Source organism: Acidisoma silvae (assembly GCF_020618775.1).
Lineage (GTDB): Bacteria > Pseudomonadota > Alphaproteobacteria > Acetobacterales > Acetobacteraceae > Acidisoma > Acidisoma silvae.
Genome location: NZ_JAESVB010000001.1, coordinates 393,910 through 411,167, shown reverse-complemented (window position 1 = coordinate 411,167; position 17,258 = coordinate 393,910). Strand labels below are relative to the sequence as shown.

Genomic DNA, 17,258 nt, shown 5'->3' with positions numbered 1-17,258 from the left:
CGCCTTCACGCGACGCTCATGCTGGTAAAATCGTCCAGCCCCGTCTGCCGGGCCGTCGACCGCTGCTCGGCGCGCAGAATGGCGCGCAGATCAGCCAGGGCCGTGGCGAAATCTTGATTGATGACGATGTAATTAAACTCGCCGGCATGCTCCATCTCGCCGGCCGTCGAGGCCATGCGGCGGGCGATCTCGGCCTCGCTATCCTCGCCGCGCAGGCGCAGACGCTGCTCGAGCTCAGCCAGCGAGGGCGGCAGCAGAAAGACGCCGACGACATCGGGACCGATGGCCTCGCGCATCTGGCGGAAACCCTGCCAGTCGATGGTGAAGACCATGTCGCGACCGGCCGAAAGGGCGGCCTCCACCGGCTCACGCGGCGTGCCGTACAGCGTCTCCCGGCCGAAGACATGCGCCCATTCCAGCAGGCCGCCAGTCTCGCGCAGTTGCTCGAATTCGTCCTTCGCGCGGAAATAGTAATGCTTGCCCTCGACCTCGCCCGGCCGGGGGCCGCGCGTGGTGATGCTGATGGACAGCGCCAGATCGGGCTCCTCGGCCAGCAATGCGCGCGTCAGGCTGCTTTTGCCGGTGCCCGAGGGTGCGGCGATGACGAAGCAGAGGCCGCGGCGGCGGATGAGCGGCTCGGGCATGTGTGTCTTGGTCATTCGACGTTCTGAACCTGTTCGCGCAGCTGTTCGATGACGGCCTTGAGGGAGAGGCCGATTGCCGTCAAGGGCACCGAGGCCGACTTGCTGCAAAGCGTATTCGCTTCGCGATTGAATTCCTGCATCAGGAAATCCAGTTTGCGGCCGACCAGGGTGCCTTCCGCCAGCAGCGCCCGCGCCGCGTCGATATGGCTGGCGAGGCGGTCCAGCTCCTCCCGCACGTCCGACCGGCTGGCAAGCAGAGCCACTTCCTGAGCGATGCGCTCTTCCGGCAGGGTCAGGCCTTCGGCCAGCAAAGCGCGGACGCTGTCCAGCATGCGGGCGCGCTGCAAGGCGGGCTGCCCCTCGGCCGCCGTCTCCGCCTCGGCCCGCAGGCGCGCGATATCGTCCAGAAAACCCATCAGCACGGCATGAAGCCGGGCCCCCTCCTCCAGCCGCGCGCGTTCCAGCTGCGCCAGCGCTTCGGCAAAGCCCGCGACGATGGCCGCCTTCAGCTCGGGCGTCGGCGCCAGCGGGCCAGTGCTTTGGGTGGCCCGCAGCACGCCGGGCAGGCCCAGCAGCAATTCGGCGCGCGGCGGCGGCGCGCCGGGGATACGGCTTGCGACCGCCTGCGCCAGTGTCAGCACGCGATCCAGCGCTTCGGCATCCACACCGGCCGCACCCTGATCCTCGGCCTTGACCGATAGATTGGCATTGATGCTGCCGCGCCGCAGGCGCTTGGTCAGCACCGTCCGCAATTCGGCCTCCACCGCGTCCCAGCCGGAGGGCATGCGAAAGCGCAATTCCAGCCCCTTGCTATTGACGCTGCGAATGTCCCAGGCCCAGGCGATAGCGGCACCGTCACCGCCCAGGGTATTGGCGGCCGCACCGAATCCGGTCATCGAGGCCAGGGTCTGCTTATCTTCCATCCGCGTGCTTCTAGAGTGTGATCGTGCCAGATAGAAGCGGTTTCGCGGCAGACAGACCCGCGGCGACATCCCGCTTGGGCCCATCCAAGCTGTCGTCAAAGGATCGGATATGGCGTTTCGACGGATCCTCATTACCGGCGCTTCCTCTGGCATCGGCCGCGCTTTGGCGTGGGCTTTGGCCGCGCCTGGCGTGACCCTGCATCTCGGCGGCCGTGATGCCGAACGGCTGGAGGAGACGGCGCGGGAATGCCGGTCGCGCGGCGGCGAGGCGCTACCCCGCGTGCTCTCGGTCACCGACGCGACTGGCATGGAGGACTGGATCGGCGGCGCCGGCACGCTCGATCTGGTCATCGCCAATGCCGGCATTTCCGGCGGCACCTCGGACACGATGGAGAGCGAGGCGCAGACGCGGGCCATTTTCGCGACCAATCTGGATGGGATGTTCAATACCGTACTGCCGGCGATGCGCGCGATGGCGGCGCAGCCGGCGGACGCGCGCGGGGTGCGGGGGCAGATCGCGGTGGTCGCCTCTATCGCGGCCTTCATTCCCGGTCCCGGCGCGCCGGCCTATTGCGCGTCCAAGGCGGCGGTCGACGCTTGGGTGGTGGGCGCCGCGCCCTCGGCCCGCATGCAAGGGATTGCGCTGACCAGCCTGTGTCCAGGCTTCATCACCTCGCCCATGACAGCGGTGAACGATTTTCCCATGCCCGGCATCATGAGCGCGGAACGCGCCGCCGGGCTGATGCTGCGCGGTATCCGGCGCAAGCGGACGAGGGTGATTTTTCCGTTGTGGTTCGGCATGGCCGCGCGCTTCACGGCGCTGCTGCCGGTCTCCTGGCGGGAAGCCGCCGCCCGCCGCCTACCGGCAAAGAAGGCGCTGTGACGCCATCGCCGAAGCCGAGATAGAGGCCGGTCGAGGGGTTCCGCATGAAAAAGTCCGGGAATGGCTGGCGCAACGTGCCAAGGGGCCAAAGTCGCACCCTTAATTTGATCGGGTTGCTGGCTCAAAGCGTCTGGACCCTCGGGTCAAGCCTGAGGGTGGCAAAAAATTAGGTATTTCCTCGAAAAATCGTCATCCTCGGGCTTGACCCGAGGATCCATTCACGCCGCAAACGACGCCGCCGGTTGAGGTGATGAGTGTTCCCAACACGGCCTTGTCACGCATCACGGCAGGCAAAAGCCGCTATCTCTGATCCGGCCCCGCCAAGGAACGAGAGAGCATGAACGCCCCGCCCATTGCCTATGTCTTTTCCGTTCTGCTGCTGGTGGCAGCCGGGCTGATCGTCAAAGCCACCGGCGCCGCCGCCTTCGGCATCGCGCTGGCCGTCATCCTCGTGCTCGGCGCCGTCACCATCCCGTCCTGGCTGAAGATGACCGACCAATGGAACCGCGCCATTATCCTGCGCCTCGGCCGCTATCGCGGCCTTGGCGGCCCTGGCCTTTTCACCCTCGTGCCTTTCCTGGAAAGCATCGCGACCGTCGTCGATCTGCGCATCCGCACCACGGAAATCCGCGCCGAGGAAGCTCTGACGCGCGACACCGTTTCCATCGCCATGGATGCCATCGTCTTCTGGCGCGTGGTGGACCCGATGCGCGCCGCCACCGAAATCGAGCATTACCGGCTGGCGGTGGAGCGCGTGGCCCAGACCAGCCTGCGCGAGACCATCGGCAGCCACGACCTCACCCAGCTTCTGTCCGACCGCAAGACGGCAGACGAGGAATTGCGGGTCAGCATCAGCACCAAGACCGGCGCCTGGGGCGTGGAAGTGACTTCGGTCGAGATCAAGGATATCGCCATCCCCTCGTCCCTCCAGGACGCGATGAGCCGGCAGGCCCAGGCTGAACGCGAAAAGCAGGCGCGCGAGACGCTGGCCTCCGCCGAAATCGCCATTGCCGAGAAGGTGCGGGAAGCCGCCCTGATTTACGCTTCCGATCCGGTGGCCTTGCAACTGCGGCAGATGAATCTCGTCTACGAAATGAACAAGGATCGCGGCGCCACCATCATCATCCCCAGCGACCTCGCCAGCAGCCTGGGCGGCATCGCCGCCGCAGTTGCCCATAGGGGCGGAAATGGTATGAACAATCCCGGACAAGGCCCGGAACGGGCCGCGCAAGAAGAGGATCGTTCATGACTGGAAATGCGTCTTTTTTCACCCAGGCAGAGCCCATTCGCTACGAGGGTCGTGACAGCCGCAACCCGCTAGCCTTCCGTTGGTACGACAAGAACCGCGTCGTTTTGGGCAAGACCATGGAAGAGCAGCTGCGCTTCGCCATCGCCTATTGGCATTCGCTCGCCTGGCCGGGCGGCGATCCCTTCGGCGGCGAAACCTTCCAGCGCCCCTGGATGCACGGGTCCGACGACATGGCGCTCGCCCGCCACAAGGCCGAGGTCGGTTTCGACCTGTTCCGCCTGCTGGACGTGCCCTTCTTCTGCTTCCATGACCGTGACGTCGCGCCCGAGGGGGCCACGCTGGCCGAGAGCAACCGCAATCTTGATGTGATTGCCGATATCTTTGCCGAGAAGATGGCGACGGATAAGGTGAAGGTTCTGTGGGGTACGGCGAACCTCTTTTCCAATCGCCGCTTCATGGCGGGTGCGGCCACCAATCCAGACCCGGACGTCTTCATCTATGCCGCCGGCCAGGTGAAGCACGCCATGGACGTGACCAAGCGCCTGGACGGCGCCAATTACGTGCTGTGGGGCGGCCGTGAGGGCTATGAGACGCTGCTCAACACCGATCTGCGCCAGGAGACCGAGCAACTGGGCCGCTTCGTCTCCATGGTCGTCGATTACAAGCACAAGATCGGCTTCAAGGGCGCCATTCTGGTGGAGCCGAAGCCGCAGGAACCGACCAAGCATCAGTATGATTACGATGTCGCAACCGTCTACGGATTCCTGAAGCGCTTCGGCCTGGAAAAGGAAGTCCAGGTCAATATCGAGGACAATCACGCCACACTCGCCGGTCATACCTACGAGCATGAGATCGCGACTGCGGTGGCACTCGGCATCATGGGCTCGCTCGACGTCAATCGCGGCGATCGGCAGTCCGGCTGGGATACGGATCAATTCCCGAACGAGCCGACGGGCATGGCGCTCGGCTTCTATCACCTGCTAAAGGGCGGCGGTTTCAAAACAGGCGGCTGCAATTTCGACGCCAAGATCCGCCGTCAGTCACTCGAGGCCGACGATCTGTTGATCGGTCATGTCGGCGGCATGGATGTCTGCGCCCGCGCGCTGCTGATGGCCGCCGAGATGATCGAAGACGGCGTGCTGCCGCAATTCGTCGCCGACCGCTACAGCGGCTGGCAGACGCCGGACAATCAGGCCATCCTGAAAGGCGAGCGCAGCCTGGAAGACCTTGCCAAAGTCGTAGACCAAAAGGGCATCAACCCAATGCCGCGTTCGGGCCGTCAGGAATATCTGGAAAATCTCGTCAATCGCTATCTATAGTCGCCGCCGCCGGGGCGGCGTCATGCGCTGCCTCGGCGCTTCCTCCACCGCGCGGCTTTGGACTAGCGATGCAGTGTATCGAGACGATTGCAGAATTCCGCGCCGCACGACGCAAAATTCCGTATCTGGGCCTGGTGCCGACAATGGGCTTTCTGCATGACGGGCATTTAAGCCTCGTCAAGCGCGCGAAAGCCGAATGCGGTGCCGTCGCCGTCACTATCTTCGTCAATCCCATGCAATTCGGCGCGCAGGAAGACCTGGAACGCTATCCGCGCGATATGCCGCGCGATTTGGCCTTGTTGGACGACGCCGGCGTCGATCTTGTCTTCGCGCCGACGCCCGCGATCATCTATCAGGCGGGCTTCGCGACGCGCATCGATGTCGGCGCGATCGGCACGGTGCTGGAAGGGGCTTCCCGGCCCGGCCATTTCGCGGGCGTCGCGACAGTTCTGATGAAGCTGCTGAATATCGTGCAGCCCGACCGCGCCTATTATGGGCAGAAGGACGGTCAGCAATGCGCCGTCATCCGTCAATTGATGCGCGATCTGGATTCGCCGGTCGATATGATCGTGGCCGAAACCGTCCGCGCGGCGGATGGATTGGCCTTGTCCAGCCGCAATGTCTATCTGAGCGACGCTGAGCGCGAAGCAGCCCCGGTACTCTACCGCGCCTTGCAGGCCGCCCAGACGATGTTCGACCAAGGTGAACGATCAGCCGAGTCTTTGCGCGCCGTCATGCGCGCTGTCATCGCCGGCGAGCCGTTGGCCATGCTGGACTATGTCAGCGTCGCCGATTTCGACGATCTCTCCGAATGCGATCGGATCGAAGAACCCGCTATGGCCTCCATCGCGCTCTATCTCGGACAGACCAGACTGATCGACAATCTTGTTCTGAATGCCGAAGCGACCATCGCCTGACATGTCAGGGCGCGTCGACCATAACGATATCGCAATCCTCCAGCGCCGTCAGAATCAGGCTGTCCTCGTCGGAGACCGCAATGCCGTCACGCGCGTCCGCGTGAACACCATTGATCAGAACCGAACCGCTGGCCGGCACAAGATAAAGATGCCGGTTCGGGTCGGGTCGGTATTCCACGCTCTGGCCGGCTGACAGCGTCACCCCCAGAACGCGGGCACCGCTGCGCAGCGGTGCCGCGTCACGATCCTGCTGGCAGCCGCTGGCGAAGACCACGAACTGTCCGGCGCGGTCGATATTGGGAAAGCGAAGTCCGGTCCATTCCGGACGGCCGCCGCTCTGCTCCGGTTTGATCCAGATCTGAAACAGATGCGCTGGCACGCCTTCGGCATTGTATTCGGAATGGCGGATGCCGCTGCCGGCGCTTAGCACCTGCACGGACCCGGCTTCCATCCGCACGCGATTGCCCAGGTTGTCGTCATGAATGATGGCGCCCTGACGGACATAGGTGATGATATCGACATTCGCATGCGGGTGAGCCGGAAAGCCTGATCCCGGCGCGATTTCGTTATCGTTCCAGGCGCGCAGCGCGCCCCAGCAATCGCGCTCCGCCTCCTCGTAATCGGCGAACGAAAAATGGTGGCGGCTTTTGAGCCATCCGTGATGCCCGCCGCCCAAGGTCCTGTACGGCCTCATGTCGATCATGGCGTTTCTCCCAGTCACAAATATGCCACTGGAATCGGCCCGATCTCAAAACAAAAAGGCCGGTCTTGCGACCGGCCCTTGAGAATTCACACGCTCTTGAAGAGTCTTTCGAACTCTTCCGAAGGTTAGGCGAGGTAAGCGGGACGCTGGCTCGGCATCACTTCGTCATTGCGGGCCAGATAGGTCGGGCGCTGGCTCGGCATCACCACGCTGTTGCGGGCGAGGTAGGCAGGGCGCTGCTGCGGCGAGACCTGCTCGTTACGAGCCAGGTAAGCCGGGCGCTGGCTTGGCATCACTTCGCCGTTACGCGCCAGATAAGCGGGGCGCTGCTGCGGGGAAACCTGCTCGTTGCGGGCGAGGTAGCCAGCCGTCTGGTTCGGCATGACAACCTGCTGGTTCTGGCCGGCGGCCGGGTTCTTGCCGGAAACGTCGTTCGCCATCGCGGCACCGGTCAGACCCAGCGTCACAGCAGCCACTGCAGCCATCAGGATCGTTTTCATCGTAAGCTCCAAATCTGTTTGCGTTAATCCAGTTACGGATCGCAGCTGCGATGGGTTTCAGTCATCGCGTTCTGTTGTGATGGAGATACGACTAGGCGCGGCGTTACAGAACTGACGGCATCTGCATGGTATTCATGCTCAAAAAGTTTTAATTGCCGGACAATGACACTCACTTATGCGTGATATTACATTAAATCATAGCTGGATACGCCCGCCCTGCATGGGTTGTGGCACCCCCGTGGTCATCGGCAGGCTCAACGGCAGACCGCGTTTTACCCGCATGGCGAGATAGGCGAAGCACTGCGCCTCCAAAAAATCTCCATTCCAACCCACTGATTCGACAGGGTTTACTGGAACGCCCAGCGCTTGTCTTAATGCCGCCATGATCGCCGGATTATGCCGGCCGCCGCCGGTAATCAGCCATTGCTGTGGCACCTCCGGCAGTCGTGTCGCGGCGACGGCGCGCGCCGTGAAAGCGGCAAGCGTTGCGGCACCGTGACCGGCAGACATGCCGCGAATGTCATCCAGCAATGCATGGAACGAGAGCCTGTCTAAAGATTTGGGAAGCTCCCTTTCGAAATAGGAATGGCTCAACCAGCGGGTGAGCAGGCTTTCATCGATTTTACCGCTGGCCGCGAGTGCGCCATCGGCGTCGAAAGCCTGCCCCGTGTGCTGCCGCACCCAATCATCGAGCAGCGCATTGCCCGGTCCGGTATCGCAGGCGGCAATCAGGCCATCCGCGCCGAGATAGGTGACGTTGGAGACGCCGCCGATATTGAGGATGGCCAGCGGCTTCGGCAAAGCCTCAGCAAGCCCCGCGTGAAACAGCGGCACCAAGGGCGCGCCCTCCCCGCCTGCTGCAACATCGGCCGAGCGGAAATCATAGGCGACCGGGGCACCGAGCGCCTGCGCCAGCCAGGCGGCGTCGCCGATCTGCCAGGTCCGCCTATGGTTCGGGTCATGCAGGATGGTCTGGCCGTGAAAGCCGATCAGGTCATAGGGTGCGTCCAGCGCGCGCACGGCGTCCGCATGCACTTCCGTCAGCCGGCGGGTGACGGCCAGCAATTGCGGGTCATCGGCGGCAAGCTGCGGCGCGCGGTCCAGAATTTCGCGAATCGCCGCCCGCAAAGCCGGCTCATACGGCACCGTCAACGCGGGTCCGAAAGCCCCCACCTGCTCGCCATCGGTCTCCAGCCACGCGGCATCCACCCCGTCCAGGGAGGTTCCGCTCATCAGACCAATCACACGCAGCATTCCGCCCGCTCCTGTCTCGTGCTAGCCCAAGGCCCCGATCTTCTAAGTTACGCATGGATAGGCTCGATGACGAAAAGCGGATTCCTGACGGAAGCCAAGGCACGCGGCTTTGTCTTTCAATGCACGGACGAGGCGGCGCTGGACGAGGCGCTGCTGGCCAATGCCGTCGCGGGTTATATCGGCTTCGATCCGACCGGCAATAGCCTGCATGTCGGCCATATGGTGCAGATCATGCTGCTGCGCCTGCTGCAGAAGCATGGGCACAAGACCGTGGCGCTGCTGGGTGGCGGCACCGCCAAGATCGGCGACCCCTCCTTCCGCGAGGAAGCGCGGCAGCTGATGACGGATGAGACGATTGCCGAGAATATCGCCGGCATCCGCCGCAATATCGAACCCTTCCTGACCTTCGGCGACGGCCCCGCCGACGCCGTTATGGCCAATAACGCCGATTGGCTGGACAAGCTCGGCTATATCGAACTGCTGCGCGAAATCGGGCCGCATTTCAGCATCAGCCGCATGCTGGCCTTCGACAGCGTAAAGTCCCGCCTGGACCGCGAACAGGGGCTGACCTTCCTGGAGTTCAACTATTCCATCCTGCAAAGCTACGATTTCCGGGAGCTGAACCGCCGCTATGGCGTCAATCTACAGATGGGCGGGTCCGACCAATGGGGCAACATCGTCTCGGGCGTCGATCTGGTGCGCCGCACCGATGCCAAGACCGTCTATGGCCTGACCGCGCCGCTGATCACCACGGCCTCTGGCGCCAAGATGGGCAAAACCGCCAAGGGCGCCATGTGGCTGACGGCCGAGCGCCTGTCGCCCTTCGACTACTGGCAATTCTGGCGGAATACGGAAGACGCCGATGTCGGCCGCTTTCTGAAGCTGTTTACCGATCTGCCGCTGGATGAGATCGCCCGGCTGGAAGCGCTGGGCGGCGCTGAGATCAACGAGGCCAAGAAGATTCTGGCGACCGAGGCGACCAGCCTTTGCCATGGCCGCGCGGCGGCGGAAGCCGCCGCCGAGACGGCACGGCGGGCCTTCGAGGAAGGCGCCGCCGTCGATACGCTGCCCACGGTCACCGTGCCGGCAGCCGATCTGACGGCCGGCATTCCCGCCTTCGCCCTTCTGGTCCAGGCCGGCATGGCCGCGACCAATGGCGAGGCGCGGCGCCTGATCCGTGGCGGCGGCGCGCGGCTGAATGACGTGGCCTTCACGGAAGAAGCGCAGATGGTGACGGCAGCCGATCTGCGCGACGGCGCGCTGAAACTCTCAGCGGGCAAGAAGCAGCACAAGCTCATCAAACCGGAAGCCTGATCCATGACGCAGGACGAAATCACCGCCTGGGCGCTCGCCAATGGCTGGCAGATGATTGCTGGCAATCTCAGCCTGACCAAGCCGCCCGCGCATAAGGAGGCGATCGTCCGCATCGTCTTGAAGACGACGGTCGCCAATCTGGAAGTGAAGAAGCTCGCTGGCAATAAATGGGACAAGATCGCGGGGGCGGCCTATGCCGCGATCACGCCGGACGAGGAAGACGGCCCGCCGCGCGGCCTGGGCTTTGAGAGCATCCCCAGTTTCTCCATGCTCATGCAGTCCAACAAGGACGCGCAGATGTTCGCGAAGCTGAAATAGACCACGCCATCGAGCCTGAAGTGAGCGTCCCTCCGCCTGTGCGGCACCGGGGGGAAGATGGCCCAGGATCAGTGATGAACCATGCGTTCTCGTTGCTCAGACATGCACCGGAACCGGTGTTTTGATGCGCGTAATATTCCAGAGCATGACGCCGGACAGCACGAAGAGCAGCGCGGCGACAGCGCTATTGGCGATGAAATCTGCGCGGAAGGCATAGAGCCAGGCACTCACCATGCCGCCCACGGCCGCTCCGGTCTGATAAAGCGCATTGAGGATGGCATTGAGGCTGCCCCGCTGCGCGGCGCCGACCAACAGCATGGCGCCGCCAAGCATCAAGGCCATCATGAGATCACGACCGAAGGCAAAAGCGGCGTAGGCGCCCGCCTGGAAGAAAGGCAGGCCTGTCCCGAAGGGGACAATGAGAACGACGACGGCCAGGGCGATCGCGGCCGTGGCGCAGAGGCCGAGGGGATTTCGAAACAGCTGGCCCAGCCGGCTCGACAGGAATGCGCCGAACAGACCGCCGATCTCGCCCAACAGCAGCATGGTGCCGATCGTGCCAACGCTGTGCTTCGCCAGCCCATGCTGGATCACCCAGCTTGGGTAGAGGCCCATGAAGGTCACGACCGCCGCCGCCCAGCAGAAATAGGCGGGCAGCAGAAGCCGGGTGCTGGCATCCAGCGACAAGGACAGAAGCCGATCCTTATAGGTCCGCCGCGTCACAGGCCCCTTGGCCAAAGCGGCCGGATCGGTCGCGGGAAGCGTGGACGCGGCCAAGGCCAATACGAGGCAAATAAAGGCCAGCAGGATCAGCGGTAACTGCCACGCCACCAGACCACCCAGGAAAACCCCGATCGACATCGCCATCAGGAAAGCGACGGGCGCCGCTGTCGTGACATAGGCTGTCACCCTGATTCGGTTCGGCGCCGGGATGTAGTCGGCAATCGCCGCGAAGACGGAGGCACCGATCATAGGCATGAAGAGGCCTGTGACCGCGCGGCCCACAATGATTGGAAAGGCCGAACCCGATAGGGCTGTCGCCGTCAGCACGACGGCACAGCCCGCGCCACCCGTCATGATGAATGTCTTCCGGCCAAGCCGATCAATGAACGGCCCCAGGGCAAGATTACTGGCCAGGGCAACGACCGGAAATGCGGCCAGAACCATCGCAGCCTCGGACGCGGACAGGCCGATATCGCGTTGGATGAAGGGCAGCAGGGGCAGCATCATCGCGACGTTGAAATTGATCACGAAAAAGGCCGTCCAGAGAATCGCCAAGACCAGCATTGCATTGCCCTCAAATCCAAAGGGAGCTTGGAGCGGCCGCGCAGAGGCCGCAAGAGTTATATAGAACAAAATAGGAACATGCTGTAGCCTCGCGCCATGGCCTATGTCGAGCTTCAGGTGACGTCGAACTATTCCTTCCTGCGTGGCGCAAGCCATGTGGAGGAACTGGTCGCGGCCGCCAAGGCGCAAGGCTACACGTCCCTTGCGCTGACCGACCGCAATACCGTCGCCGGCATGGTGCGCGCCTATCTGGCGGCAAAGGATGCCAAGATCGGCATAACGCTCATTCCCGGCTGCCGGCTGGATTTCACCGACGCCCCCTCCCTTCTCGTCTACCCAAAGGATCGCATCGGCTGGTCGCATCTGTGCCAGTTGCTGACGCAGGGGAAAGCGCGGGGGTTCGAGGCGACCGAGCGCGCCGGCACCTGCCATCTGCACCGAGCCGACCTGGACGATTTTGCCGAAGGGCTGATCGGGATCTCTCTGGCCGAGGCAGATGCGCCGGATATGCCGGATCATCTCGCCTGGCTGCGACAGCGTTTCGGGAAAGACGTCTATCTCAGCCTGTCGCCACGCCGTCTGCCGGGCGAGGCCGCGCGGCTGCATCGCCTGGCGACGGCGGGCCGCGCCGCCGGCATTCCGCTGATCGCGACCGGCGACGTGCTGTATCACGCCCCCGAACGCCGGGTTTTGCAGGATGTGGTGACGGCCATCCGCACGCATCGGCAGATCGACGAGGTCGGTTTCCTGCGGGAACGCTATGCCGACCGTCACCTGCGCCCGCCGCAGGAGATGGCGCGGCTGATGCGCGCCTATCCCGAAGCGATCCGCAATAGCGAAATCGTGGCAAAGGCGGCAACATTCGACCTCACACAGATCAAATACCAATATCCGACCGAAACGACGGTGCCGGGCGAAAGCGCGCAGGACACGCTCACCCGGCTTGTCTGGACGGAAGGCATTCCATCCCGCTACCCGCTGGGCGCGTCTGACGCCATCATCAAACAGGTCGAGCATGAACTCGCACTCATCAAGAAATTTGACTACGCACCGTATTTCCTGACAGTGCATACAATCGTCCGTTATGCCCGCAGCCAGGAGATTCTCTGCCAGGGACGCGGATCGGCCGCCAATTCCGTCGTCTGCTATGTGCTGCGCATTACCGAAATCGATCCTATCGACAGCAATCTTCTCTTTGAACGCTTTCTGTCCGCCGCACGGCACGAACCGCCCGATATCGACGTGGATTTCGAGCATGAGAAGCGCGAAGACGTCATTCAATGGGTCTATAAACACTACGGACGGAAAAGGGCCGCGCTGTGCGCCACCGTCATGCGCTATCGCACGCGCGGCGCGGTGCGCGATGTCGGAAAAGCGCTGGGCCTGACAGAGGATGTGACGGCGGCACTGGCCGGCCAGACCTGGGGCTGGTCCAATGAGGGCATCACGGATGACGAGATCGCCGGCATCAATGTCAATGCACAGGATGATCGCATCCGCCTGACGCTTGAACTGTCAAAACAGCTGATCAATTTCCCCCGCCAGCTGGGCACGCATCCCGGCGGCTTCGTGCTGACGGAAAACACGCTGGCCGATCTTGTCCCTGTCGCCCCGGCCGCAATGCAGGATCGTCAGGTCATCGAATGGGACAAGGACGATATAAACGCGCTGCAATTCATGAAGGTCGATGTGCTGGGCCTGGGCATGCTGGGTTGCATGCGCCGCGCCTTCGCGCTTCTGGACGAGCATCACGGCAGAAAGATTTCGCTCGATTCGATTCCCAAGGAGGACCGCGCAACCTATGCGATGATTTCCAAGGCCGATACGCTCGGCACGTTCCAGATCGAAAGCCGGGCGCAGATGTCCATGCTGCCGCGCCTGCGGCCGCAAACCTTCTATGATCTCGTCATTCAGGTCGCGATCGTGCGGCCGGGCCCCATTCAGGGCGATATGGTGCATCCTTATCTGTTGCGGCGGAAAGAAAGGGCCGAAAATCCGGACAAATGCTTCGTCCCCTTCCCCGCATTGCAACCTGTTCTGGGCAAGACGCTGGGCGTGCCGCTGTTTCAGGAACAGGCCATGCAGATTGCCATCCATTGCGCGGGATTCACGCCGACGGAAGCCGACCAGCTGCGCCGCTCTATGGCAACCTTCAAGACCACGGGCGGTGTGTCCAAATTTCGCGACAAGCTGATCCAGGGCATGCTGGAACGGGAGTACCCGCAGGACTTCGCAGAAAACACCATCCGCCAGATCGAAGGTTTCGGCTCCTACGGCTTTCCCGAAAGCCACGCGGCAAGTTTTGCCTTGATCGCCTATGCCAGTGCCTGGATGAAGTGTCATCACCCGGATGTCTTTGCCGCCGCCCTGCTCAACAGCCAGCCCATGGGCTTCTATGCCCCGGCGCAGATCGTGGAGGATGCGCGGGCGCATGGCGTCGAAATCCGCCCGGTCTCGGTCCTGCGGTCACGCTGGGACTGCACGCTGGAATCAACCAACGCGCCGCGCCATGCGCTGCGCCTCGGCCTGCGCATGGCCAAGGGCCTGGGCAATGCCGATGCGGCGCATCTTGTCACCGTCCGCGACGCTGGCCCCTTCGCCACGCTTGAAGACTTGGCCGACCGCACGGCGCTCAGCCGCACCGCGCTGGAGCATCTGGCCGCCGCCGATGCCTTTCATGATGTCGGGCTGGACCGCCGGCAGGCGCTTTGGACCATTCGCGGCCTCGCGGATGCCGGCCTGCCGCTTTTCGCGGAACGCGCCGCGGGCGCAGGCGAACCCACGGTCGTGCTGACCCCGATGACCGAACCCCGCGCGGTGGTGGAGGATTACCGCAGCACCGGCCTGTCGCTCCGCGCGCATCCGGTCTCCTTCATGCGCGGCGATCTCACGCGCCGGGGCATGCGTCCCTGCGCCGATCTGCGGCAGGTGCGGGACGGTCGCCGCGTGACGCTGGCCGGCCTCATCCTGGTGCGCCAGCGGCCCGGCTCGGCCAAGGGCGTGATCTTCGTGACCATTGAGGATGAGACGGGTTTCGCCAATGTCGTCGTCTGGCCCAATATTTTTGAGACCAACCGCCCGGTCATCCTGGGCGCCCGCATGCTGGCCGTTCATGGCCGCGTGCAGAAGGAAGGCGAGGTCATCCATCTCATCGCTGACAAGGTCGAAAACCTGACCCCGTTGCTCGACCGGCTCAGCCTTCGCGACGATCATTTCCCCCTGCAAACAGGACGGGGCGACGAAGCCAAACATGGCGGCGGTCCGGACCATCGCAGCGTCAACAGCGGCACGCGCCCGGGGCTGCGCGTGCCGACGCGGGATTTTCGCTGACAGGCCCCGCCCCATCCATGCATAGGGCCTTTGCAGAAAGGCCGCAGTGTCACAGAAATTTCTGCCGCAAGCCCGACACGATCCCGGCGTCATTTGCCTTGTCCGTCCGCTGCCGCAGGAGCCGCTTTTGCCCGCCCGTTTTGCCTCCATCGTGCCCGTCCTGCTCGGTGTCCTGATCGCGGAAGTCGCGCTCGGGATGATGACGACGCTCATTCCCATCGACCTCGCCGCGCATGGCCTGAAAGCCAATGCCATCGGCCTCGTCGGCTCGGGCTATTTCGTGGGCTTCCTGATCGGCACGCTGACCTGCGCGCGGCTGGTGCGGGCAGTGGGCCATATCCGCGCCTTCGCGGTTTTCCTGGCGCTGTCGGCCGATTGCGCGCTGCTGATGACGCTGACGCATGACCCCATGCTCTGGACGGCGCTGCGCCTGGTCATGGGCTGGCAGATGTCCGGCATGTTCCTGGTCGCGGAAAGCTGGCTGAACGACAAGACGGATAACGCGACGCGCGGACGCACCTTCGGCGCTTATCTGCTGATCTCCTGGGGCGGCGCGGCTTTGGGGCCGCTGGCCTATGCCTGCCTGAAGACCGCCGACCGCTCGCTGATCCTGGTCGGCGTTGGCTTCGCAACGGCCCTGCTGCCGATGGCGCTGACCCCCGTTTCCAACCCGCCCCTGGGCGAGCGCAAACGCATCGGCCTGATGCGGCTGTTCAATATCTCCCCCATGGGCACGACCTGCGTGCTGTCCTCGGGCTTCGTCAACGGATCCTTCTATACGCTGGCACCGGTCTATCTGGAGCGGCACGGCTTTTCCGCGAGCCAGATCCCGACCTTCCTCTCGGCCTCGCTGATCGCCGCCCTGCTGGTGCAATATCCGGTCGGCATGGCGGCAGACCGCTACGGCCGGCGGCCGATTACCGTCGTGGCGCTGGGCCTGGCCGTGCTCGTCAGCCTGCTTTTCGCGCTGCTCGGCAGCTCGGCCTTCTGGGTTCTGGTCGCGCTGGGCGCCGTGCTGGCCGGCGTGACCGCCCCGCTGTATGGCCTCGGCGCCGGGCAGACCAATGACCGTGTCGCGCGGTCGGATTACGTGGCGGCCAGCGGTGGGCTGCTCTTCGCCTGGGCGGTCGGTGCCAGCGCCGGGCCGCTGCTGGCCGGTGTCGTCATGACCCATGCCGGCGCCAATGCGCTGTTCTATTTCCTGGCGCTGTTCCTGGCGGTGCTGTCAGGCTTCACGCTGTTCCGCATGCGCCGCCGCGCCGGCGTCGAGACGGAAAGCGCCTTCATCCCGGGCCGCGCCGCGCCGACGCAGGTTCCTGCCCTCGACGAACCGCCGCTCGCCACCGGCGAAACCGCCTCTCAGGAAGACGGCGTCGCCGTCGAGTCCGAGGAAGCCAAGGGGCGTGGCAGCAGCACATAAAGCTGCCCGGTCGCGTTCATCGCACCGGCACCGACGGACGCCTGCGCCCCCGACCCGAAGAACAGGTCGGCGCGCAGCGGTCCGGTAATGGCCGAGCCCAGATCCTGCGCCACCGTCATCTGCTCCAGCGGCGCGTGGGTGACAGGGTCGGTCGTCACCATCCAGACCGGCGCGCCCAGCGGCAGATAGCGGCGGTCGATGGCGATGGAACTGCCCGGCGTCAGGCTGACACCGAGCGCACCCGGCGGCCCGGCGGCATCCGGCAATTGCGGGGCGGTGCGAAAGAAGACGTAGGATGGATTGCTGTCCATGATCGCGCGGGCGCGTTCCGGGTGGGCTTCCAGCCAGGCGCGGATGCTCTGCTCCGTCACGTCATTCGCCGCCAGCAGCTTCTCCTGCACCAGAATACGGCCGATCGGCACATAGGGGCGGCCGTTCTTGCCGGCATAGGTCACGCGCATGATGCTGCCGTCCGGCAGATCGATGCGGCCCGAGCCCTCGATTTGCAGAAAAAACGCATCGACCGGGTCAGCGACCCAAGCGACCGCGAGATCATTGGGGTTCAGCGCGCCGTTTTCGATCTGGAAACGATCGTAATAAGGCACGACCTGACTGCCGCTGAGACGACCGATGGCGATATGGCCAGCCTTGGCCGGATCGAAGGCGCCGAGATCGATGGTCACCAGGTCGGACGGCAGGCCCAGCAAAGGCGTCTGGTTTGTCGCGTCCTGCGTCGCCGAGCCCTTCACTTCCGGCTCGTAATAGCCGGTGATCTTGGCGGCGGAACTGCCGCCCTGCGTCACCAGATAGGGCTGGAAATAGGTCTGGAAGAAGGTCCGGGCGCCGGAATTATCCGCCGGCGGCACGCTTTTGGCGGCCGAGCAGACGCCACCCCAAAGGGCGGCCTTGCCGCCGAGCTGGGCCGCAATCCCCGATCCGCCCAAAGCCTGATCGGGCGGGAAATACTGAATGCGCTGGCAGCTGGAGACAAAGGCGGCCAAGGCCTCGGCCGGCTTGGCGGCGGGCCATCCGGGCAATTGCCCCATGGCGACGGGTTGCAGGGTGGCTGGCCCCTCGGTCGCGCCGGTCGGAACCGCGCAGCCTGCGAGGGCCGCCAGCGAAACACCGGCCAGACAGACACTGGCCAGCGCCGCCCGCATTCGTCTCATCCGCCGCACCGGAACCCTCAAGTTCTAA

The 17,258-nt window shown here is 64.1% G+C and carries 15 protein-coding genes; 8 read left to right on the top strand and 7 right to left on the bottom strand.

Going from position 1 to position 17,258, the window contains the following annotated elements:
• Window positions 1-5: 5 nt before the first annotated feature.
• Together gmk and ASILVAE211_RS01965 are read right to left on the bottom strand one after the other, a co-directional pair.
• Window positions 6-659: a guanylate kinase gene (gmk, locus tag ASILVAE211_RS01970; protein WP_227319596.1), complete on the bottom strand. Its 654-nt coding sequence runs from the start codon at window positions 657-659 to the stop codon at window positions 6-8.
• On the bottom strand, window positions 656-1,567 hold the full coding sequence (locus tag ASILVAE211_RS01965; protein ID WP_227319595.1) for a YicC/YloC family endoribonuclease: 912 nt from the start codon (window positions 1,565-1,567) through the stop codon (window positions 656-658). The genes gmk and ASILVAE211_RS01965 overlap by 4 nt, the downstream gene beginning before the upstream one ends.
• Window positions 1,568-1,676: 109 nt before the next feature.
• Here ASILVAE211_RS01965 and ASILVAE211_RS01960 point away from each other — a divergent pair, with 109 nt between their 5' ends.
• From ASILVAE211_RS01960 to panC, 4 genes are all read left to right on the top strand, one after another.
• A complete protein-coding gene (locus ASILVAE211_RS01960; protein WP_227319594.1) occupies window positions 1,677-2,450 on the top strand; it encodes an SDR family NAD(P)-dependent oxidoreductase in 774 nt (257 codons plus the stop codon).
• A 337-nt stretch (window positions 2,451-2,787) separates the two neighbouring features.
• A complete protein-coding gene (locus tag ASILVAE211_RS01955; protein ID WP_227319593.1) occupies window positions 2,788-3,699 on the top strand; it encodes a slipin family protein in 912 nt (303 codons plus the stop codon).
• Window positions 3,696-5,018: a xylose isomerase gene (xylA, locus tag ASILVAE211_RS01950; RefSeq protein WP_227319592.1), complete on the top strand. Its 1,323-nt coding sequence runs from the start codon at window positions 3,696-3,698 to the stop codon at window positions 5,016-5,018. Before ASILVAE211_RS01955 ends, xylA begins: the two co-directional genes overlap by 4 nt.
• A gap of 68 nt (window positions 5,019-5,086) precedes the next feature.
• Window positions 5,087-5,935: a pantoate--beta-alanine ligase gene (gene panC, locus ASILVAE211_RS01945; protein ID WP_227319591.1), complete on the top strand. Its 849-nt coding sequence runs from the start codon at window positions 5,087-5,089 to the stop codon at window positions 5,933-5,935.
• A 4-nt stretch (window positions 5,936-5,939) separates the two neighbouring features.
• Here the strand turns inward: panC and ASILVAE211_RS01940 are convergent, their stop codons facing one another.
• From ASILVAE211_RS01940 to ASILVAE211_RS01930, 3 genes are all read right to left on the bottom strand, one after another.
• A complete protein-coding gene (locus ASILVAE211_RS01940; RefSeq protein ID WP_227319590.1) occupies window positions 5,940-6,638 on the bottom strand; it encodes a pirin family protein in 699 nt (232 codons plus the stop codon).
• Window positions 6,639-6,763: 125 nt separating this feature from the next.
• On the bottom strand, window positions 6,764-7,138 hold the full coding sequence (locus tag ASILVAE211_RS01935; RefSeq protein WP_227319589.1) for a hypothetical protein: 375 nt from the start codon (window positions 7,136-7,138) through the stop codon (window positions 6,764-6,766).
• A 195-nt stretch (window positions 7,139-7,333) separates the two neighbouring features.
• Window positions 7,334-8,389: an anhydro-N-acetylmuramic acid kinase gene (locus tag ASILVAE211_RS01930; protein ID WP_227320115.1), complete on the bottom strand. Its 1,056-nt coding sequence runs from the start codon at window positions 8,387-8,389 to the stop codon at window positions 7,334-7,336.
• Window positions 8,390-8,458: 69 nt separating this feature from the next.
• On the opposite strand from ASILVAE211_RS01930, the gene tyrS reads away from it, so the two are divergent.
• The gene (tyrS, locus tag ASILVAE211_RS01925; RefSeq protein WP_227319588.1) at window positions 8,459-9,706 is read left to right on the top strand and encodes a tyrosine--tRNA ligase; all 1,248 of its coding nucleotides are present in this window, start codon (window positions 8,459-8,461) and stop codon (window positions 9,704-9,706) included.
• Window positions 9,707-9,709: 3 nt separating this feature from the next.
• Window positions 9,710-10,024, top strand: a complete 315-nt coding sequence (locus ASILVAE211_RS01920; RefSeq protein ID WP_227319587.1) for a hypothetical protein — start codon at window positions 9,710-9,712, stop codon at window positions 10,022-10,024.
• A 96-nt stretch (window positions 10,025-10,120) separates the two neighbouring features.
• Here ASILVAE211_RS01920 and ASILVAE211_RS01915 read toward each other — a convergent pair whose 3' ends face one another.
• Entirely contained in the window at window positions 10,121-11,311 is a 1,191-nt protein-coding gene (locus ASILVAE211_RS01915) for an MFS transporter (protein WP_227319586.1), read from the bottom strand.
• Between the two features lie 96 nt (window positions 11,312-11,407).
• Between ASILVAE211_RS01915 and ASILVAE211_RS01910 the strand changes: the two genes are divergently transcribed.
• Together ASILVAE211_RS01910 and ASILVAE211_RS01905 are read left to right on the top strand one after the other, a co-directional pair.
• Complete coding sequence (locus ASILVAE211_RS01910) at window positions 11,408-14,641, top strand: error-prone DNA polymerase (protein ID WP_227319585.1); 3,234 nt, start codon at window positions 11,408-11,410, stop codon at window positions 14,639-14,641.
• Between the two features lie 46 nt (window positions 14,642-14,687).
• Complete coding sequence (locus ASILVAE211_RS01905) at window positions 14,688-16,061, top strand: MFS transporter (RefSeq protein ID WP_227319584.1); 1,374 nt, start codon at window positions 14,688-14,690, stop codon at window positions 16,059-16,061.
• Here ASILVAE211_RS01905 and mltA read toward each other — a convergent pair.
• Window positions 16,001-17,230, bottom strand: coding sequence for a murein transglycosylase A (gene mltA / locus ASILVAE211_RS01900; RefSeq protein ID WP_227319583.1), 1,230 nt, complete (start codon window positions 17,228-17,230; stop codon window positions 16,001-16,003). The two genes, ASILVAE211_RS01905 and mltA, sit on opposite strands and share 61 nt — an antisense overlap.
• Window positions 17,231-17,258: the final 28 nt, after the last annotated feature.